The organism is Telluria mixta (genome assembly GCF_029223865.1).
GTDB classification, from domain to species: Bacteria; Pseudomonadota; Gammaproteobacteria; order Burkholderiales; family Burkholderiaceae_D; genus Telluria; species Telluria mixta.
Map to the genome: position 1 here is coordinate 5,644,024 of NZ_CP119520.1, position 20,058 is coordinate 5,664,081.

Sequence of the window (20,058 nt, forward strand, 5' to 3'; positions counted from 1 at the left end):
TAACCACGCCTACGACTGGAGACCCGTTCGCGTATGAAAACCAAATCCTTCCGCCTGCTGGCCGCCGGCCTGCTCGCCGCCGCCACCTGCCACGCCGCCCACGCGGCATCCGAACTGCCCCGCATCGTGGGCAAGGACGGCCGCTATGCCCTGATGGTCGACGGCGCCCCGTTCCTGATCCTGGGTGGCCAGGCCCATAACTCCAGCAACTATCCGGCCGCGCTGCCGAAGGTCTGGGCCGCCATGAAGGATGTGCATGCGAACACGCTGGAGATCCCCGTCGCGTGGGAACAGATCGAGCCGAAGGAAGGCACCTTCGACTTCAGCTACGTCGACAAGCTCGTGCAACAGGCGCGCGAGCACAAGACGCGCCTCGTGCTGCTGTGGTTCGGCACCTGGAAGAATACCGGCCCGGCGTACGCGCCCGAGTGGGTCAAGTTCGACAACAAGCGCTTCCCGCGCATGATCGACAAGGACGGCAAGACGAGCTACTGCCTGTCCCCGTTGGGCGAAGCCACGCTGGCCGCCGACAAGAAGGCGTTCGTGGCGCTGATGGAGCACATCAGGAAGATCGACTCGGACAAGCGCACCGTGATCATGGTGCAGGTCGAGAACGAAGTGGGCACCTATGGCGTCGCGCGCGATTACGCGCCGCGGGCCCAGGCCGCGTTCCAGCAGCCGGTGCCGGCCGCCGTCCTTGCGCACCAGCCGCCGCCCGCGGGCCGGCCGAAGCAGGGTACGTGGTCCGAGGTGTACGGCGACTACGCCGACCAGTATTTCCATACCTGGGCCATCGCCGCCTACATCGAAGACATCGCCAAGGCGGGCCGCGCCGTGTACGACCTGCCGATGTACGTGAACAATGCCCTGCGCGCGCCCGTGCTCGACAAGCCGGCGCCGCCGTGGAAGGCGGACTTCGCCTCCGGCGGTCCGACCTACGACGTGATCGGCATCTATAAAGCGGCCGCACCGCACATCGACTTCGCCGGCCCGGACATCTACATGCCCGAGTCCAGCAACGTGAGCGCCACGCTCCAGCTGTTCCAGCGTCCGGACAATCCGCTGATGGTGCCGGAGATGGGCAATGCCGCGGCCTATGCGCGCTACGTCTACCAGATCATCGGCAAGGGCGCATTGGGCGTCGCGCCGTTCGGCTTCGACTACGCCATGTACAGCAACTACCCGCTCGGCTCGAAATACACGGACAAGCGCATGATCGAGCCGTTCGCGAAAGTCTACGAGGTGTTCGCGACTATGCAGCGCGTGTGGGCCAAGTGGGCCTACGAAGGCCGCACGTACGGCGTCGCGGAAGGCGACGACCGCAAGCCGCAGACCGTCGCAGCGAACGGCTGGGACGTGCACCTGTCGTTCCGCGAATTCCAGTTCGGCGAACGCGAGTACCTGAAGGACAAGAACGAATACGCCGAAGGCACGGACCAGCCGAACGGCGGCGCCGCGATCGCGCAGGTCGGCCCGGACGAATTCGTGATCGTGGGCCAGCGGATCCGCGTGAAGTTTTCCGGCACCGGCCCCAATGCGGGCAAGCCCACGGGTTACGCGCGGGTGGAAGAGGGCCGGTTCGACGCCGACGGCAAATGGGTCATGGAGCGGAACTGGAATGGGGACCAGACCGACTATGGCCTGAATCTGCCGGCTGTGCCGACGGTGTTGAAGGTGAAGATGGGTTCGTACTGACGTAGCGAAAAACCAGGAGAGAGACATGCAACTGACAAGAATCGCAGCCGCCGCGCTGCTGCTGGCCGCAGGCGGCCACGCCCTCGCGGGCACCGTCCAGAAGACCGCCACCGGCATCGAGGTGCGCCCGGATACCGGCCCCGCAAAGCTCGTGCGCCTCGAGCTGATGGCCGATAACATCGTCCACGTCGTCAAGCTGGACCAGGAAGGCAAGCAACTCACGCCGTCGCTGATGACGGTCGCCAAACCGTGCGGCAGCTGCGCGTTCACGGTCGCCGACGGCAAGGATGCCGTGACGCTCAAGGCCCAGAAGATCGCCGCCCAGGTGTCGCTGAAGGATGGCCAGGTCCGCTTCTTCGACGCGGCCGGCAAGGCGTTCCTGACGCAGGCAGCGGAAACCATCACGCCGATCCAGGTGGGCGGCAAGCCTTACCTCGCGATCAAGGAAGGTTTCAATTACGGCACGAAGGATGCGTTCTACGGCCTGGGCCAGCACCAGAACGCGCAGATGAACTACAACGGCGAAGACGTGCTGCTGCAGCAGCACAACATGATCGCGTCGGTGCCGTTCGTCGTCTCGGACAAGAACTACGGCGTCCTGTGGGACCAGAACTCGATCACGCGTTTCGGCGATTCGAAGCCGTATGCGTGGCTGTCGCGCGACCTGAAACTGACGGACGAGCAGGGCAAACCGGGCGGCCTGACGGCGCGCTACTACATCGACGGCAAGCTGGCGCTGACCCGGCAAGAGAAGGATATCGCCTACCAGTTCCTGAAGGATGTCGAGGAGTTCTGGCCGAAGGAACTGCCGTCGATGAAGGCGCTGGGCGGCAAGGAGGTCAAGGTCGTGTGGGACGGCGCGATGGCCAGCCCGAAAGCGGGTGTGCACAAGATGCAGTTGTACGCGTCGGACTATGCGACGCTCACCGTCGACGGCAAGCAGGTCATGGACGTGTGGCGCCAGGGCTGGAACCCGTGGTACCACAACTTCGAAGTGAAATTCGCGGCGAACAAGCCCGTCAGGCTGCACCTGGAATGGAAGCCGTCGGGCGGCATGATCGCGATGACGCACAACGATCCGCTGCCGGCACCGGAACGCCATTCGTTGACGATGTCGTCGGAGATCGCCGAAGCCGTCAATTACTATGTGATCAGCGGCGACAGTATGGACAACGTCATCGGCGGCTACCGCACGCTGACGGGCCAGCAGCCGATGATGCCGAAGTGGGCGTACGGCTTCTGGCAGTCGCGCCAGCGCTACGAGACGCAGCAGCAGTTGCTGGACACGGTGTCCGAATACCGCAAGCGCGGCTGGCCGCTGGATAACATCGTGCAGGACTGGTTCTACTGGCCGGAAGACGGCTGGGGTTCGCACGACTTCGACAAGGTGCGCTTCCCGGATCCGAAGGGCATGGTCGACGAAGTGCACAAGCAGCACGCGCGCATCATGATCTCCATCTGGGGCAAGTTCTACGCCAATACCGACAACTACAAGGAGCTGGCGGCGAAGGGCCACATGTGGACGAAGAACGTCGAAGACGGCGCGCTTGACTGGGTCGGCAAGGGCTACAAGAACAGCCACTACGACCCGTACACGCAGGAAGCGCGCGACATCTATTACCGCCAGATGAAGGACAAGCTGGTGGCGAAAGGTTTCGACGCCTGGTGGATGGACAACACGGAACCGGACGTCCTGTCGAACTCGCGCCTGGAAGACTTCAAAAAGCTGATCGGCCCGACCGTCTACGGCCCCGGCGAGATCACGTTCAACCCGTACAGCCTCGTGCACTCGGGCGGCATGATCGAAGGCCTGCGCCGCGACCAGCCGGATACGCGCCAGTTCATCCTGTCGCGCTCGGGCTTCGCCGGCATCCAGCGCAATTCCGTCGCCGTGTGGAGCGGCGACACGGCCGGCCGCTGGAACAACCTGTACGACCAGATCGCATCGGGCGTGAACTTCTCGATGTCCGGCATCCCGAACTGGACGCACGACATCGGCGGCTATGCGCAGGAGAACCGCTTCCAGTACGGCGACGTGGGCTCCGCCCAGGAAAACCGCACCACGACGGGTGGCCAGGCCAAGCCGGAAGACATGAAGGAATGGCGCGAGCTGAACCTGCGCTGGTTCCAGTTCGGCGCGTTCTCGCCGCTGTTCCGCTCGCACGGCGAAGTGGTCAAGCGCGAGATCTACAACATCGCGGCCGGCGACGACGCGATGCGCGATTCGATGGTGGGCTACCTGAAACTGCGCTACCGCCTGATGCCGTACATTTACTCGCTGGCGGCCGACACGCACTACGCCAACGGCACCATGATGCGCGGCCTCGTGATGGACTTCCCGCAGGACGACAAGGTGAAGAACATCAAGGACCAGTACCTGTTCGGCCACGCGCTGATGGTGGCGCCGGTGACGTCGTACGGCGCGCGCGAGCGCACCGTCTACTTCCCGGCGGGTGCCGACTGGTACGACTTCGATACCGGCAAGCGCTACGCGGGCGGCACCAGCGCGAAGGTGGACGCTCCCCTGAACCGCATCCCGGTGTTCGTGCGCACGGGCGCCGTGATCCCGACCGGTCCCGTCACGCAGTACGTCGACGAGAAACCGGACGCGCCGATCGTGCTGCAGGTGTATGCGGGCGCCAGCGGGCAGGCGAGCCTGTACGAGGACGATGGCGTCACGAATGCGTACGAGCGCGGTGAGTTCAGCCGCATCCCGTTCAGCTACGACGACAAGACGGGCACCGTCACGATCGGCGCCCGCAGCGGCCAGTACAAGGGCATGCCGCAGACGCGCCAGATCAAGGTGCGCGTGCTGCGTGCCGGCGTCGCGACGAGCGCGGACATGGATGCGGCCGACAAGACCGTGACGTATGACGGCAAGCCCGTCACCGTGAAGCTGTGAAGCGCAGCATCGTCATTGCGCTGATGTTCGCGCTGGCCGGATCGAGCGGCGCGGCGGTGCCGCGCCCGGCGTCCCCGCGCGCGACACCGGTGGACGCGCAGGCGGACGCCCGCACGCGCGCCGCGTACACGTGGCTGGTGCAGACCTGGGGCCGGCAGACCATCGCCGGCCAGCAGGACCTGACGTGGAACGACAGCGTCGACATGGCGCGCCGCGTGTTCGACGACACCGGCAAATACCCGGCGCTGATGGGCTTCGACTTCATGAACACGTGGCAGAAGGGCGACGGCGCGCACCAGGTCGATGAAGCCATCGCCTGGGCACGCCGCGGCGGCCTCGTGACGTTCTGCTGGCACTGGCGCGACCCGTCGGCGCCCGCGGGCACGCAAGGCAACTTCTATGCGCGCGAGCCGGATGCGCGCAAGAACACGGCGTTCACGATCCCCATGCGCGACGGCCGGCTCGATTCGTCCAGCCCCGCGGGCCGCCAGATCGATGCCGATATCGACCGGGTGGCCGCCGAACTCGCGAAGCTGCAGGCGGCCGGCGTGACGGTGCTGTGGCGGCCGTTGCACGAAGCGTCCGGCAGCAATGGCGACGGCTGGTTCTGGTGGGGCCGCAAGCGCACGGACGGCGTGTCGAACGCCGAGGCGTACGTGCAGCTGTACCGCCACATGTTCGACCGGCTCGTGAGCAGGCATGGCCTGCACAACCTGATCTGGGTGTGGAACGGCCAGGACGCCGGCTGGTATCCGGGCGACGACGTCGTCGACATCACGGGTTACGACGTGTACGATGAGCGCGACCGGAAAACCTACAAGTCGCAGATCGACACCTACCGCCGCATGGCCGCCATCGGTCCGGCGACCAAGCCCGTGGCCATGACCGAGAACAGCTACATTCCCGATCCCGACAACATGCGGCGCGACGGCGCGCGCTGGCTGTGGTTCCTGACGTGGAACGACGGCCGCGCACCCGCCGGCACGTCCGACAAGGACAATTTCTGGACCGGCGACTATTACAACAACGCGGCGCACAAGACGAAGGTGTATCGGCACCCCGACGTGATCACCCTCGACGAGCTGCCCGCATTCCTGAAAGCTCCCCAATGAAACGATTGACCAAGACTTTCGTGCTGGCCGCGCTGCTGCATGCCGGCCAGGCTTTTGCCGGCGTCGCCGTGGCGCCCAGCGACAAGCACCTGCAGTACACGGGCCGCATCGACTTCGCCCAGCCGGACGCCCCTGTCATCACCTGGCCAAACACGGCCATCGCCGGCAACTTCACGGGCACGTCGCTGTCCGTCACGCTGGACGACGAGAAGGGCAAGAACTACTTCAACGTCTTCATCGACGGCGACACGGCCAGCCCCCTGATCATCGAGGCGGGCCAGGGATCGAAGAAGTATGACGTGATAGCCGGCCTCGCGGCGGGCAAGCACAGCTTCCTGATCACCAAGCGCACGGAAGGCGAGGAGGGCGCGACCGTGTTCCGCGGCCTGGAGCTGGCGGACGGCGCCCAGATGCTGGCACCGCCGGCACGCCCGAAGCGCCGCATCGAATTCTTCGGCGATTCGATCACGAGCGGCATGGGCGACGAAGCCCCGATGAACGGCCGCGACGACGTGGGCCGCGACAAGAACAGCTACCTGTCGTACGCCGGCATCACGGCGCGCAACCTGAACGCGGAACTGCACCAGACGTCGCAGAGCGGCATCGGCGTCATGATCAGCTGGTTCCCGTTCACGATGCCGGACTTCTACGACCAGCTCAGCGCCGTCGGCAACAACGACACGAAGTGGGACTTCGCGAGCTGGACGCCGGACGTCGTCGTCATCAACCTGATGCAGAACGACCGCTGGCTGGTCGGCGACCAGCACCGGCTGCAGCCGGAACCGGACGACGCCGGCCGCGTCGCCGCCTATGAAACCTTCGTCAAGCGCATCCGCCAGCTGTACCCGAAGGCCTACATCGTGTGTGCGCTGGGCAGCATGGACGCGACGAAGCCGGGCTCGCAATGGCCGGGCTACATCAAGTCGGCGGTCGACGACATGCGCAAGGGCGGCGACCAGCGCATCGACACCGTGTTCTTCCCGTTCACGGGCTACGGCGCGCATCCGCGCCTGAAGCACCAGCGCGACAATGCGCAGATCCTCACGGCGTTCATCAGGAAGAAGATGAACTGGTAAGCCGTCGTCCCCGCGAAGGCGGGGACCCAATTTTGTATGCGCTGACATGACGCTGGCAGAACCTGGATCCCCGCCTTCGCGGGGATGACGTTCGGGGGTAGCAGCATTAATGGAGTGCGGGTGTGCTCCAGATTACCCAAGCCTTCGGATCACGTTCAAACGTCCCATCCGTCGTCAGCACCCGCGTATCCACACCCGCCTCATTCAGCAGGAACCGCCGCGCATACGCATTCACGTGGCCGTACTGCGACGCCGGCAGCTGGCAATGCGGATGCCCGCCCACCTGTGCGATCCCCATCGCATCTTCGGCGCCCAGCGCCGTCCAGATCTCGCGCGCCGCCAGCGACGTGCGAAACGCGCTCTCGTTGCCCAGCCACTCCATCGACGTGTTTTCCACGACGAGCAGTGCGCGCGGCGCGATCAGGCCCATCACTTCGTGCTGGTCGAACGGCAGGCGCGTCGCGGCCTCGCCGAACTGTTTGAAGTTCTCCGTGAACCACACGTTTTCCGTGACGATCTGGCGCAGCGTCTGCACGTTCTGGCCCGCGGCCCGCTGCGCGTCGGAGATGCGCCACCCGGCCGCGCCGCCGCTGCCGGATTCCTGCGCGATGGTCAGCCTGATGCGCTCGTCGAATGCGCCCGCTACGATGGCCCCCTTGCCGTTGCGCGAGCAGCCCGTGATGCCGAGACGGCCCGCGTCAATGCGTGCGTCGGGCGTTTGCTCCAGCGCGTCGATCAGGCGGCTCACGCCCCACGACCACGCCGCCATCGCGCCGGCCATGTGGCCGCTGCCGTACAGGTCGTAGAACCCGCCCTTGCCGCGCGAGCCGCCGTTCTGCTGCTCGGCCACGAGGTTGTTGGGGAAGGTGATGAGCGCGACCCCCATCCGCTGCAAGTCGTCGTTGTTCAGTGAGACGGCGCCCATGCCGATGATGGCCGGGTACGGCGCCTTGCCGCCTTGCGGCAGCTGGATCTTCGCGGGGAATCTGAACGTGCGGCCTTCGTGCGTGACCGATACGACGAGGTCCGCGCCGTCCATCCGCGCCTGCACGGGCGCGGCTCCCGGCTTGACACCCAGTTCGTAGTGCTGCACCTGCACCGCGAGTTCGGCGCGGCGGTGCTGCCAGTCGGCCTTGCTGCGCACGGGACGGCCGTCGGCAAAGGTGAACGGGTCGGGCAGTTGCGGTTGCGGGCGCAGGTCCGCCACGCCCGGCAATGCCGGCGCTAGATGCTGGCAGCCGGCAAGCAGCGCCGCCGCGCAGGCCGCGGCGATGAGGCGCGTGCCCACGTCAGCGCTGGAGCGATTGCAGCGCGGCGGCCACGTACACCAGCGGCGCGTTCCAGTTGATCGCGATCTCGTTGCTGGCGTAGCTGCATCCGTGGTCCAGGTACGACAGGGCCGGCTGCTTCGACGCGTACGACACGCCGCGGCAATCCTTGGCGTCCTGCTGGCCCGGATTCGGACCGCCCGCAAGCCAGCCGGGGACCGGCGCGGCGATGCCGTCCGCTTCCGACGGACGATGGTGCGGATGCATGGTCGAGCGGGAGCCGAAGCCCGTCACATAGCTGATGCCGAGCGGATTGCGGCCCAGCGTATAGTCGAGCGCCGACTGCGCCGCGTTCAGGTAGTCGGCCTTCTTCGTGAGGCGATAGGCCTGCACGAGCATCATGGCCTGGTTCAGCACGACGGCATTGCTGCCCCAGACGAACTCGGACTTCGCCATCGACAGCCGCGCGGGCGATGCCTGCCAGCGTGCCAGCAGCGTGTCGGCCGCGGCGAGGATCTGCTTGCGCGCGTTGTCCGCGTCTTCCGGCTTCTTCAGGTGCGCACGCTGCTGCGCGAGCGAGATCCAGCCGAGCGGACGCACGTCGGGCCAGCCGGGTTCCGTCTGCACGCCCGGCGCCGCCGCGATGGCGCGGCTGCGGTACTCGTCCTTGCCGGTCGCGATGTACAGCTCGGCCGCGGCCCACGAGAACTCGTCGTCGACCTTCTCGTCGCCATAGGTGCCCGTCTGGATGTCGGCCGGCTGGCGGTACAGGACGTCCGGATGCGCGACGGCCCAGCGCCACGCGCTCTCCGCGGCGGCCAGGTAGCGCTGCGAGCGGCCCGGCGACTTCGCATCGAACGGCGCCAGCACGCGGCTCGCGGCCGCCATCACGGCCGCGAAGTCGAGGGCCGCGGCCGTCGTCTTCTGCACGACGTAGCGCGGCGCCGTCGCGCGGTCCGGCATCACCATGCCGTCGAAGCTCTTGTTCGTCAGCTTGTGGTACACGCCGCCGTCCTCCGGATCCTGCATCGTGATCATCCAGTCGAGGTTCCACTGTACCTCGTTCAGGAGGTCGGGCACGCCGTTGCCGGATTCCGGCACGTTGACGGCGAGCTTGTCGAACCAGGCCGGGAAGTGTTCGTAGGCGGACAGCAGCGTGTACGTGCTGATGCCGGAGTTGACGATGTACTTGTTGTAGTCGCCCGCGTCGTACCAGCCTTTCGGGCTCCTGATGACGGTGCCTGCCGGGCGCTTGGGCGAGGCGGCCGATTCGTGCACGAGCACCTTGTCGTCCGGGTGGCCCAGCGGCCGCGCGTAGGTGCCCGCGACGCGCGCGTCCAGTGCGATGCCCGCGCGGTTCAGCGTGTAGGCGCGGATGGCGCCCGCGTCCAGCGCGCGGTACGGCTCGGCGCCGATGGCGAAGACGGGCGAATCCGGCTGGCCCGCCACCGTCACGCGGTAGCTGCCGGCCGTGCGCAGGCCGGAGAAATCGGCGATGCGCACGCTCTCGCCCGAGGCGTCCCACGTCGCGGCCGGGCCCAGCGTGCCCTCGAACACGGGCTTGCCGCTGTTCGCGTCCACGACCTTGAAGCGCTCGTTCGCGCCGGCCGGCACGATGGCCAGTTTTTGCGCCGCCGGCAGGAAGCCGAGCTGGTTGACCTCGATGCCGGCGGCCGCCGCGTTTTTTGCACCAAAGGCGCCCGTTGCGAGCAGGGCGGCAACGGCGAGGGCGGTGGGAAGGCGCGGGCGCGACGAATACATGCAGTCTCCTTGGTCTTGTAGAATTGAAATCGATTTCATCCTACCCCGCCCGCGAAAGTAAAGTCAATCATCCAATCGCGCGGAACGCCCGTCAATACAGGCGCCGTTCATTTCAGCGCGGCCCGCGCCCGGCGCCCGGCGAGCCACTCGACCGTGATGCCCGCGAGGCCGATGCGGCTGTCCGCGAACGCATGGTCGCTGGGCAGCGTGACGGCCTGCACCCGCGCGCCCCGCTGCACCTTGAGCGCCGCCGCCAGCGGCGCCACCTGGGCCGCGTTGCCGTGTTGCGCCGCGACGATCAGCACGGGCACTTTCGCCAGCGCGGGCGCCGTGTCTACGAGGTCCCAGTCGCGGGCATGGCGTTCCACTTCCGTCATCAGCCGGGCGGCATCCGTGCCGGCGAGGCTGTTGCCGAAGTCGTCGCCCAGGTCCGCGACGGCATCCTGGCGCGTCTCGGGATGCGCGGCCACGTCCTTGCCGCTGGCGCCGATATTCCACGGATCGAGCAGTACGACGCCCGCGACGTCGGCGTCGTCCTTGTGCGTTACGGCATAGCGCGCGGCGAGGAAGCCGCCCAGGCTGTGGCCCGCGATGACGATACGGTGCGGGTCGATGCCGTATTGCGCGATGGTGTCGGGCTGGCGCAGGAACGCCATCGCGGCGTCCACGTCCTCGCCCGCGCCCGCGAGTGTGAAGCGTCCGGGCGAACCCCAGCTGCCCCGGTAGTGCAGGGTCAATACGTTCCAGCCCGCCCGGCGCACGGCCTGGGCGAGGTCGAGGTTCTGTTCGTTGCCGGGCAGGCCGTGCAGCAGCAGCATCGTCGGCTTCGGCCCGGCGCCCGCGGCCAGCATGAACAGCGCGTTCATGCCGTCGCCGTGGGACAGGATCAACGCCTGGCGGTTGCGCGCGGGGTGCGCGGCGTCGCGCGGCGGATCGGCGATGACGGCGCGCGGCGCGGCAAAGACGGGTGCGGCAAGCATGGCGGCGACGAGGGCGGCGGCGAGACGTTTCTGCATGCGGATTTCCTTTCGTTGAACGGAGGTCGAACCATGCGATCATAAATCGTTCCCCGGGCCGTTGCCGGCTTCCGCCTATCCGATCAATAATGCATTCATCAAACTAATTACGGAGACAGCCTTGAAACCATCCATCCTCCTGTGCGCCCTGGCGCTCGCCGCCGGCGGTGCAGGTGCGGCCGACCGCTTCGACGTCGCGGTCACGGTCGACGACCTGCCGTCCCACGGTGCCAGGCCGGCCGACGTCAGCCGCGCCGACATCGCCCGCTCGCACATCGAGACGTTCAAGGCGCACGGCGTACCCGAAGCGTGGGGCTTCGTGAATGCCGCCGCCCTCGTCAACGATCCGGGCAGCGACCCCGCACTGGACGTGTGGCGCAAGGCCGGATACCCGCTCGGCAACCACGGCTATACCCACATGGGCCTGTCGGGGGCGAAGTCGCTGGAGGCCTGGGAAGCCGACGTGAGTGCGAACGAACCCGTGCTGCAAAAATACATGGCCGGCAAGGATTGGCACGTCATGCGCTTCCCGTTCCTCGACGCGGGCGGCACGGGCGCGCGCCACGACGATGCGCTGGCGTGGCTGAAGGCGCGCGGCTACCGCGTCGCGGAGGCGACCCTGGGCTTCGACGACTGGGCTTATACGGACACCTATGCGCGCTGCGTCGCCAAGGGCGACCAGGCCGCGATCGACGGCATGAAGACGAGCTACTTCCGGCGTGTCGACCAGCAGCTGGCGCGCTTCAAGGCCATGTCGCAGCGCGTGTACGGCCGCATGATCCCGCAGGTGCTGCTCACGCACATGGGGGCCTGGAGCGCGGTCACCTTGCCGGAAGTGATGAAGCGGCTGGATGCGGCCGGCGCGCACTACGTGACGCTGGACCAGGTCCAGTCCGATGCGGCGTACCGCATGCCGGGTCCGCGCGCGGGCCACGGCGAGATGATCGAGCGCCGCGCGCAGGACGCAGGCATCGACCTGGCCGGGCTGCCGGCCGTGGAACCGGTGGGGAATCTGGACGCGCTGTGCCGCTGATTTCCCCGCGGCCGCGGTGACTTAGCCGCCATTCGTGCGCGGGAACGGCCGAAAAAAAGGTATATCTGCAATATAGACATTTTGGCATGCAGATCAGTCCTTTTTTTCGGGAGGCACATGGATTACCAGCCGGCTGCGCAGGCACGCGGCATGCAGGATGCGCTGCGTGCCGCCGGCGCCCAGGCGGCGCATATCGGCGACCTGTGGAACGGTACGCTGGCGCTCTGCACCTTCGTGTTCGTGGCCATCGTCGTCGCGACGATCATCGCCGTCTGGTGCGCGCCCCGCGCGGACGCCGCCACGCGGCCCGACACATCGTCCCTGGAGGGGCCCGAGCGGCGCATCTGGCACCGCATCGGCTGGGCCACCGGCGCGTGCATCGCGGGCCTGCTCGCGCTGCTGGCCGCCGATGCGTTCACGAGCCGCGCGCTGGCGCGGCTGCCCTTGCGCGATGCCGTCGACATCGAGCTGGTCGGCCACCAGTGGTGGTGGGAAGCGCGCTACCGCGATGCGGACGGGGCCCGTGAATTCACGACGGCGAACGAGCTGACGATTCCCGTCGGCCGGCCCGTCATCGTCACGTTGCGCGCCGACGACGTGATCCACACGCTGTGGATCCCGAACCTCGCGGGGAAGAAGGACATGATCCCCGGCCGCACCGCCACCCTGCAGCTGCGCGCCGACCGCGCCGGCACCTACCGCGGGCAGTGCGCCGAATTCTGCGGCCTCGAACACGCACTGATGGCGCTGTTCGTGCACGCGGTGCCGTCCGACCAGTACGAGACCTGGGCCGCGAACCAGCGCCGGCCGGCCCCCGAGCCGGCGGACGCCCCCGCGCGCCGCGGCCGCGACGTGTTCCTGAACGCGAACTGCGCGCGCTGCCATGCGATCGCGGGCACGCCGGCGCAGGGAAGCTTCGCACCCGACCTGACGCACCTGGCGTCGCGCCGGACCATCGGCGCCGGCATGTTCCCCAACAACCGCGGCCACCTGGCGGGCTGGATCAGCGATCCCCAGGCCCTCAAGCCCGGCGTGAACATGCCCGCAAACGCCTTGCCCCCGACGACCTGCAAGCCCTGCTGGCTTACCTGGAGACCCTCCGATGACCGTATCCGATCCGCGCCTCGTCCCGCAGGCCGACCCGGCCGCCGCCACGGCGCTGGAACGCACGTGGAGCGACCCGCCGGGCCTCTATGGGTGGTTCGCCGCCATCAACCACAAGACGATCAGCAAGCGCTTCATGGTCACGACCATGATCTTCTTCCTGCTGGGCGGCGTGCTGGCGCTGTTGATCCGCCTGCAGCTGGCGCAGCCGAACGCCGGCATCATCGGGCCGAAGGTATACAACCAGATCTTCACGATGCACGGCTCGACGATGATGTTCCTGTTCGCCGTGCCCATCATGCAGGCGGTCGCCACGTACCTCGTGCCGCTGATGATCGGCGCGCGCAGCCTCGCGTTCCCCCGGCTGAACGCCTACGCCTACTGGATCTTCACGATGGGCGGCATCATGCTGTACGTCGCCTTCTTCGCGGGCGCCGGGCCGGACGCCGGCTGGTTCGCGTACGTGCCGCTGTCCAGCCTGCGCTACTCGCCGGGCAAGGGCGTGGACTTCTGGGCCCAGATGATCACGTACACGGAGCTTTCGGGGCTGATGGAGGCGATCGTCATCATCGCGACCATCCTCAAGCTGCGCGCGCCCGGCATGAGCCTGAACCGCATGCCGCTGTTCGTGTGGGCGATGCTCGTGACGTCGTTCATGGTGCTGTTCGCGCTGCCGGCCGTGATGCTGGCCAGCACCGCGCTGATCACCGACCGCCTCGTCGACACCCAGTTCTACAATCCGGAAAAGGGCGGCGACGCACTGCTGTGGCAGCACCTGTTCTGGTTCTTCGGCCACCCCGAGGTGTACCTGATCTTCATTCCGCCGCTGGGCTTCATCTCCGCGATCGTCGCGACCTTCTCGCGCCGGCCCGTCGTCGGCTATCCCGCCATGGTGCTGGCCCTCGTGACAACCGCGTTCCTCGCGTTCGGCCTGTGGGTGCACCACATGTTCGCGACCAACCTGCCGGAACTGGGCAAGACGTTCTTCACGGCGGCGAGCCTGATCATCGCCGTACCGACGGCGGTGCAGATCTTCTGCTGGATCGCCACGCTGGGCAGCGGCCGGATCTACGTCAGGACGCCGCTGCTGTTCGTGCTCGCGTTCTTCTTCATCCTCGTCATGGGCGGGCTGACGGGACTGATGCTGGCGTCCGTGCCGCTCGACACGCAGCTGCACGACAGCTTCTTCGTCGTCGCGCACCTGCACTACGTGCTGATGGGCGGCGCCGTGTTTCCGCTGTTCGGCGCGTTCTACTTCTGGTTCCCCAAGTTCACGGGACGGCTGTTGAGCGAGCGCCTGGGGCGCTGGAATTTCTGGCTGTTCTTCATCGGCTTCAACGTCGCATTCTTCCCGATGCACCTCCTCGGCCTGTGGGGCATGCCGCGCCGCGTGTACACGTATCCGGCCGAGATGGAGTGGGGCCACATGAACCTCCTGTCCAGCATCGGCGCGGCGATGATCGGTGTGAGCGTTCTGCTGTTCGTCCTGAACGTCGTGCGCACGCTGCGCAATGGCCCGACGGCCGGCCCCGACCCGTGGGGTGCGGGCACCCTGGAATGGGGCGTCGCGTCGCCGCCGCCGATGGGGAATTTCGAGGTGATCCCGGTCGTGCACGGCCGCTACCCGCTGTGGCAGCCGCAGCCAGAACCGACGCACGTCGTCGGCATGTCGAACGACTGGCGCGAAGTGCTCGTGACGACCGTCACGGACGCGGAGCCGGACCACCGCCTGTGGATGCCGTCGTCGTCGATCTGGCCGTTCCTCTCGGCGGTGGCGACGACGATCCTGTTCGTCGGCTCCATCTATACGCCATGGGCCGTCGTCTGGGCCGCCGCGCCGGTGGCGATCGGCGCGACCTTGTGGTTCTGGCCCAAGCGGTCCATCGTGGAGCAGCGCGTGCATTCGGAGTCGCGGCCATGAGCGCCACCAGCGAGAACCGCAAGTCGGGCAAGGAAGCGGTGCAGCGCGGCGCCGCGCTCGACGTGACGGGCCTGCCCACATTCGCGTTCGGCACGCGCAGCCCGATGTGGTGGGGCACGATGGGCCTCGTCGCCGTCGAGAGCACCGTGTTCGCGCTGACGATCATGGCCTACTTCTACCTCCGCAGCCATGCGGCATCATGGCCGCTCAGCGGCTTCCCGCCCGACCTCCTGTGGGGGACCGTCAACACGGCGATCCTGTTGCTGAGCATGTGGCCGAACCAGAAGGCCAAGCAGGCGGCCGAGCGCCTCGACATGGCCGGCGTGCGGTTGTGGATGAGCGTGTGCATGGTGGTGTCGATCGCCTTCCTCGCGGTGCGGGTGCTGGAGTTCGGCGCGCTGAACACCAGTTGGGACACGGATGCCTACGGCTCCGTCGTGTGGATGCTGCTCGGCCTGCACACGACGCACCTCATCACCGACGCCTACGATTCGCTCGTGCTGACGGTGCTGATGTTCACCGGGCCGCACGAGGGCAAGCGCTTCGTGGACGTGAGCGAGAACGCGGGCTACTGGTATTTCGTCGTCCTCAGCTGGCTGCCGATCTATGCGGTCATCTACTGGGGCGCACGTTTTTAGGGGAGGGACGATGGGAAACTGGCCGGCACTGCTGCTCGCGCCCAGCCTGGCGCTCACCAATCTGGCTATCACGTATGCGCTCGTGACGCCCGCGTGCACGCGCCAGTCGATGGTGGCGCCGAACGTCATCACGGCCGTCACGCTGGCCGCGTGCACGTGGATGAGCTGGGCCGCGTGGCGCAACTGGAAGGATGGCCGCAGCCTGGGACGGGAAGCCGCGCGCGACCACGTGCCGGACCGCCCGCCGTTCATCGCGCTCGTCGCCGCGCTCGTGGGCGCGCTGTCCTGCCTCGCCGTCCTGGCGCAATGGTTTCCGCAATGGGTGTTGTCGCCATGCGCCGCCTGATCGCTTTGCTGACGTTGGCACCACTCGTGGCGCGGGCCCACGACGTCCAGGCCGAACTGGCCGCCGGCCCGTCGCTCGGCTGGGGCGCGGAATGGTGGGTCGTGACGCTGCTGGCGCTGTCGCTGCTGTTGTATGCGGCGGGCCTGGGACGGCTGTGGCCCCGCGCGCACGGGGCGCGCCGGCAGTTGGCGCGGCAGGCCGCGTGGTTCGGCGCGGGCTGGGCGATGCTCGTGCTGGCGCTCGCATCGCCGCTGGACGGTGCCGGCAGCTATGCGTTTTCCGCCCATATGGTGCAGCACGAAATCCTGATGATCGTGGCCGGGCCGCTGCTCGTGCTGGGCCGTCCGCTCGCGCTGTGGCTGTGGGCGTTCGGGCCCCAGGCGCGCTTACGCATTGCGGCTGCCACGCGCAGGCCCGCCGTGCGCGCCGCATGGGGCGCGCTGACCGCGCCCGTGAATGCATGGCTGCTGCACTTCGCCGCGCTGTGGATGTGGCACGTGCCGGCCTGTTTCCAGCTGGCGCTGGCAAGCAACGGCATGCATGCACTGCAGCACACGAGCTTCCTCGCCACCGCGCTGCTGTTCTGGTGGGCCGTGCTGGGGCGCGAGGGCGGAGCGCACGGCCGCGGCGGCGCCATCGTCTACCTGTTCACGACGATGATGCACACGGGCGCGCTCGGCGCGCTGTTCACCATGTCGGAGACGATCTGGTATCCGTTGTACGGTAACCGCGCGCAGCTGTTCGGATTGAGCCCGCTGGAAGACCAGCAACTGGGTGGCCTCATCATGTGGATCCCTGGTGGACTCGCGTATCTGATTGCGGGCCTCGTCCTGTGCGCCCGCTGGCTGCGGGCCGGACCGGCGCCGCGCACGCTGGAGGCCCGGCCATGAGCCATCGTTCGCTTGCGATCCTGCTGTACGCAGTCTTGCTGGCAGGCTGCTCGAAAGCCCCGCCGAAGACGGAGCCGATCACGGGCGGCGATCCGCGCCACGGCCGCGAACTGCTCGCCCGCTACGGCTGCGCGAGCTGCCACCAGATCAAGGGCATCGCGCACGCGGACAGCCAGGTCGGTCCGCCCCTCGACGAGATCCGCTCGCGCGGTTATATTGCGGGCGTCATGCCGCACACCGCGGACAACCTCATGAAGTGGATCCAGTATCCACGCCAGGTGGTCCCGAACACCGCGATGCCGGAGCTGGGCGTCACGCCAGCGGAGGCGCGCGACATGGCTGCTTATCTGTATAGCCAATAGGAGTCGAATGTTCGAACAGACGGAACAACAGGTGCGCGCCTGGGTGGAGTGGCTGCGCCTGCTGGTGGAAGCAATGGGGGCGTGCGTGATCGCGGCCGGTGTCGTGATCGTCATCGTGGGGCTCGTGCGCTATGCGCTGGCCAGGGGCAGCAGCTTCATCCCGATCCGGCTCGCGTTCGCGCGCTATCTCACGCTCGCGCTGGAATTGCAGCTGGCGGCCGACGTCCTGTCGACGTCCGTGGCGCCGACGTGGGACCGCATCGGCAAGCTGGCCGCCATCGCCGTGATCCGGACGGCGCTGAACTACTTCCTCAACCGCGAAATGAAGGAGGAAGCAGCCGGCGCAGAGCCGTCCCCTGCTAAGCCGTCGGCCTGATGCCTGGTCCAGGTCCTTACGCGCCGAGCGTAAGCACCATCGCCTGTTCGAACGTCGTCCGGCCCGGCATCGGCACGGGCGCGCCCACGTCGACGAACCCCATGCGGCGGTAAAGCCGCGCCGCCGCGCCGTCGCCGGCCGTCACGTCGAGCCGGACTTCCGACGCCTTGCGTGCGCGCGCCCACGTGATCGCGGCGTCCAGCAGCGCGGCACCGACGCCGCGTCCGCGCGCCTCGGGCGCGACCCATACCTGGTACACGCTGGCGTGCGCGCCTTCCATCTTGACCCAGGCCAGCCCGACGGGCGTGCCGTCCACCTCCATCGCGAACGGCCAGCCCTGCAGGTGCGACCCGAGCGCGGGCGCGGCCAGGCGCGCGGCCCAGATGTCGTCCGTGCGTTGCGATTCCTCGGCATGGGTGCTGCCGAATGCCTGGGGAGAATCGGCCAGCGCGCGCAGGCGCAGGTCGCGGTAGATGGGCCAGTCGTCGGGGTGCAGGGTGCGGATGGCGGGCATGTCGGGGTCCGGTGATGGGGAACGACGATCATAATGGAAAATCGCATGAGCAAGTGCGAAAAGCTTCGTTGTCACAGTCGCCCTGGAACCCTAAGCTTGGGCCATCGACAACAAGAACTGTCCATGACCATGTCCGCCGTACTGCAAACCCGCCAGCACTTCGACGTCACCCCGTTCGACGCACCGCTCGGCGCCGAGGTCGTCGGCCTCGACCTGTCCCTCCCGCTCGACGCTGAAGATTTCAATCGCCTGCATCGTGCCCACCTGGCGCACCACGTGCTCGTGTTCCGCGAACAGCACATCACGCCCGCGCAGCAGGCGGCGTTCAGCCGCCGCTGGGGCCCGCTGCAGATCCACGTGCTGCGCCAGTTCCAGCTGCCGTCGCAGCCCGAGGTGCTCGTCGTCTCCAACATCCGCGAAAACGGCCAGCCCATCGGCCTGGGCGATGCCGGCCACTTCTGGCATTCCGACCTGTCGTACAAGGACAAGCCCAGCCTCGGCTCGATGCTGCACGCGCAGGAATTGCCGGCCACCGGCGGCGACACGCTGTTTGCCAACCAGCACACGGCATGGGAGCGCCTGCCGGGCTATCTGCAGCGCGCCGTGCGCCACGCGAAAGCGGAGCACAGCTACCTGGCCCGCTACGCCGACCTGCAGAAAAAGAATCCCTGGCGCCCGAACCTCACGCAGGCCCAGATCGACGAAGTGAAACCCGTCGTGCAGCCGGTCGTGCGCACGCACCCGGAAACGGGCCGCCTCGCGCTGTTCGTCAGCGAGCATTTCACGACGAAGATCGTCGGCATGTCGGACGACGAAAGCCGTGCGCTGCTCGCCGAACTGTTCGACCACAGCACGCGCGCGGAGCACGTGTACCGGCACCGCTGGCAGCCGCATGACATGGTCTTCTGGGACAACCGTTCCGTCATGCACCTGGCGGCCGGCTGTCCGGACGACCAGCGCCGCAAGCTGTACCGCACCACCATCGAGGGCGACGCCCCGTACTGAACCCGAATAAAGACCACCCCCATGCGTAAACCGTTCTACCAGTTCGCCGCCGCCCTCGGCCTCGCTTCCCTCGTCGCCGCCGCGCCCGCCCATGCGGAAGGCAAGCTGCGCGTCGCCCAGCAGTTCGGCATCACCTATCTGCTGCTGAACGTCGCGCAAGACCAGAAGCTCATCGAAAAACATGGCCAGAAACAGGGCGTGCCCGTTTCGGTCGAGTGGGTCCAGCTCTCGGGCGGCAATGCCGTCAACGATGCGCTGCTGTCCGGCTCCATCGACGTGGCCGGCGCCGGCGTCGGCCCGCTGCTCACGATCTGGGACCGCACGGCGGGCCGCCAGAACGTGAAAGGCGTCGCTTCGCTCGGCAATTATCCGTACTACCTCGTGTCGACGAACCCGGACGTCAAGACGATCGCCGACTTCTCCGACAAGGACCGCATCGCGCTGCCGGCCGTCACCGTGTCGGTGCAGGCCCGCTTCCTGCAAATGGCCGCCGCGAAGCGCTGGGGCACGGGCGAGTATGCGCGCCTGGACCGCTACACGCAGACGCTCCCGCATCCGGACGCCGCGGCCGCCGTCGTCGCGGGCCGCACGGAGATCAACGGCCACTTCGCCACGCCGCCGTTCCAGGAACAGGAACTGGCTGGCAATCCGAAGGCGCACATCGTGCTGAATTCGTACGACGTGCTGGGCGGCCCGAGCTCCGGCACCGTGCTGTACGCCACCGAGAAATACGTGAAGGAGAATCCGAAGACGACACGCGCCTTCATCGACGCGCTGGCCGAGGCGGCCGACATCGCGACGAAGAATCCGGAACTGGCGGCCGACGCCTACCTGCGGGTGACGAAGGCGAAGATCGACCGCGCCTTCCTCGTCAAGATCCTGAAGAACCCGCAGTTCCAGTACAAGGTCGCGCCGACGAACACGTACGGCCTCGCGCAATTCCTGTTCCAGGCGGGCGCCATCAAGAAGCAGCCGGCGACGTGGCGCGACTACTTTTTCGACCACCCGGCGCTGGCGTCGGGCAGCTGAGGACACCGTC

The 20,058-nt window shown here is 67.4% G+C and carries 18 protein-coding genes and 1 pseudogene; 14 read left to right on the forward strand and 5 right to left on the reverse strand.

The features are described from left to right. Positions 1 to 33: 33 nt before the first annotated feature. Genes P0M04_RS24860 through P0M04_RS24875 form a run of 4 tightly spaced genes read left to right on the forward strand, consistent with a single transcriptional unit; the run spans position 34 to position 6,785 of the window. Positions 34 to 1,695, forward strand: coding sequence for a GH35 family beta-galactosidase (locus tag P0M04_RS24860; RefSeq protein WP_259452202.1), 1,662 nt, complete (start codon positions 34 to 36; stop codon positions 1,693 to 1,695). Between the two features lie 25 nt (positions 1,696 to 1,720). Beyond that, entirely contained in the window at positions 1,721 to 4,597 is a 2,877-nt protein-coding gene (locus tag P0M04_RS24865; protein ID WP_259452203.1) for a glycoside hydrolase family 31 protein, read from the forward strand. Next, positions 4,594 to 5,709 (forward strand): glycosyl hydrolase, encoded by a 1,116-nt coding sequence (locus P0M04_RS24870; protein ID WP_259452204.1) that lies wholly within the window; start codon positions 4,594 to 4,596, stop codon positions 5,707 to 5,709. The genes P0M04_RS24865 and P0M04_RS24870 overlap by 4 nt, the downstream gene beginning before the upstream one ends. Beyond that, complete coding sequence (locus P0M04_RS24875) at positions 5,706 to 6,785, forward strand: SGNH/GDSL hydrolase family protein (RefSeq protein WP_259452205.1); 1,080 nt, start codon at positions 5,706 to 5,708, stop codon at positions 6,783 to 6,785. Before P0M04_RS24870 ends, P0M04_RS24875 begins: the two co-directional genes overlap by 4 nt. Before the next feature lie 106 nt (positions 6,786 to 6,891). Here the strand turns inward: P0M04_RS24875 and P0M04_RS24880 are convergent, their stop codons facing one another. The 3 genes from P0M04_RS24880 to P0M04_RS24890 all read right to left on the reverse strand — a co-directional run bounded on the left by P0M04_RS24880 (position 6,892) and on the right by P0M04_RS24890 (position 10,830). Further along, positions 6,892 to 8,073 carry a glucuronyl esterase domain-containing protein gene (locus tag P0M04_RS24880; protein WP_259452206.1) on the reverse strand — a complete coding sequence of 394 codons (1,182 nt, stop codon included), beginning with the start codon at positions 8,071 to 8,073 and terminating at the stop codon, positions 6,892 to 6,894. A 1-nt stretch (position 8,074) separates the two neighbouring features. Next, positions 8,075 to 9,814: a glycoside hydrolase family 9 protein gene (locus P0M04_RS24885; protein WP_259452207.1), complete on the reverse strand. Its 1,740-nt coding sequence runs from the start codon at positions 9,812 to 9,814 to the stop codon at positions 8,075 to 8,077. A 107-nt stretch (positions 9,815 to 9,921) separates the two neighbouring features. Continuing rightward, on the reverse strand, positions 9,922 to 10,830 hold the full coding sequence (locus P0M04_RS24890; protein WP_259452208.1) for an alpha/beta hydrolase family protein: 909 nt from the start codon (positions 10,828 to 10,830) through the stop codon (positions 9,922 to 9,924). A gap of 121 nt (positions 10,831 to 10,951) precedes the next feature. Here P0M04_RS24890 and P0M04_RS24895 point away from each other — a divergent pair, with 121 nt between their 5' ends. Further along, positions 10,952 to 11,863 carry a polysaccharide deacetylase family protein gene (locus tag P0M04_RS24895; RefSeq protein WP_259452209.1) on the forward strand — a complete coding sequence of 304 codons (912 nt, stop codon included), beginning with the start codon at positions 10,952 to 10,954 and terminating at the stop codon, positions 11,861 to 11,863. Between the two features lie 122 nt (positions 11,864 to 11,985). Here the strand turns inward: P0M04_RS24895 and P0M04_RS24900 are convergent, their stop codons facing one another. Continuing rightward, positions 11,986 to 12,327: a hypothetical protein gene (locus P0M04_RS24900; RefSeq protein ID WP_281042097.1), complete on the reverse strand. Its 342-nt coding sequence runs from the start codon at positions 12,325 to 12,327 to the stop codon at positions 11,986 to 11,988. On the opposite strand from P0M04_RS24900, the pseudogene P0M04_RS32935 reads away from it, so the two are divergent. From P0M04_RS32935 to P0M04_RS24935, 7 genes and pseudogenes are all read left to right on the forward strand, one after another. Further along, positions 12,308 to 12,853, forward strand: a pseudogene (locus tag P0M04_RS32935) (c-type cytochrome); the annotation flags it as partial. The gene P0M04_RS24900 and the pseudogene P0M04_RS32935 sit on opposite strands and share 20 nt — an antisense overlap. Before the next feature lie 112 nt (positions 12,854 to 12,965). Next, positions 12,966 to 14,888 (forward strand): cytochrome c oxidase subunit I, encoded by a 1,923-nt coding sequence (gene ctaD / locus P0M04_RS24910; RefSeq protein WP_259452211.1) that lies wholly within the window; start codon positions 12,966 to 12,968, stop codon positions 14,886 to 14,888. After that, positions 14,885 to 15,526, forward strand: a complete 642-nt coding sequence (locus P0M04_RS24915; protein ID WP_259452212.1) for a cytochrome c oxidase subunit 3 — start codon at positions 14,885 to 14,887, stop codon at positions 15,524 to 15,526. Before ctaD ends, P0M04_RS24915 begins: the two co-directional genes overlap by 4 nt. A gap of 10 nt (positions 15,527 to 15,536) precedes the next feature. Further along, positions 15,537 to 15,872, forward strand: a complete 336-nt coding sequence (locus P0M04_RS24920; protein WP_259452213.1) for a hypothetical protein — start codon at positions 15,537 to 15,539, stop codon at positions 15,870 to 15,872. Beyond that, entirely contained in the window at positions 15,860 to 16,762 is a 903-nt protein-coding gene (locus tag P0M04_RS24925; RefSeq protein ID WP_259452214.1) for a cytochrome c oxidase assembly protein, read from the forward strand. The genes P0M04_RS24920 and P0M04_RS24925 overlap by 13 nt, the downstream gene beginning before the upstream one ends. Next, positions 16,759 to 17,124, forward strand: a complete 366-nt coding sequence (locus P0M04_RS24930) for a c-type cytochrome (protein WP_259452215.1) — start codon at positions 16,759 to 16,761, stop codon at positions 17,122 to 17,124. The genes P0M04_RS24925 and P0M04_RS24930 overlap by 4 nt, the downstream gene beginning before the upstream one ends. Before the next feature lie 7 nt (positions 17,125 to 17,131). Then, entirely contained in the window at positions 17,132 to 17,500 is a 369-nt protein-coding gene (locus tag P0M04_RS24935; protein WP_259452216.1) for a DUF1622 domain-containing protein, read from the forward strand. 16 nt (positions 17,501 to 17,516) lie between these two features. On the opposite strand, the gene P0M04_RS24940 is transcribed toward P0M04_RS24935, so the two are convergent. Next, entirely contained in the window at positions 17,517 to 18,014 is a 498-nt protein-coding gene (locus tag P0M04_RS24940) for a GNAT family N-acetyltransferase (RefSeq protein ID WP_259452217.1), read from the reverse strand. A gap of 123 nt (positions 18,015 to 18,137) precedes the next feature. Between P0M04_RS24940 and P0M04_RS24945 the strand changes: the two genes are divergently transcribed. Continuing rightward, on the forward strand, positions 18,138 to 19,019 hold the full coding sequence (locus tag P0M04_RS24945; RefSeq protein WP_259452218.1) for a TauD/TfdA dioxygenase family protein: 882 nt from the start codon (positions 18,138 to 18,140) through the stop codon (positions 19,017 to 19,019). Positions 19,020 to 19,040: 21 nt separating this feature from the next. Beyond that, positions 19,041 to 20,048: an ABC transporter substrate-binding protein gene (locus tag P0M04_RS24950; RefSeq protein WP_259452219.1), complete on the forward strand. Its 1,008-nt coding sequence runs from the start codon at positions 19,041 to 19,043 to the stop codon at positions 20,046 to 20,048. Positions 20,049 to 20,058: the final 10 nt, after the last annotated feature.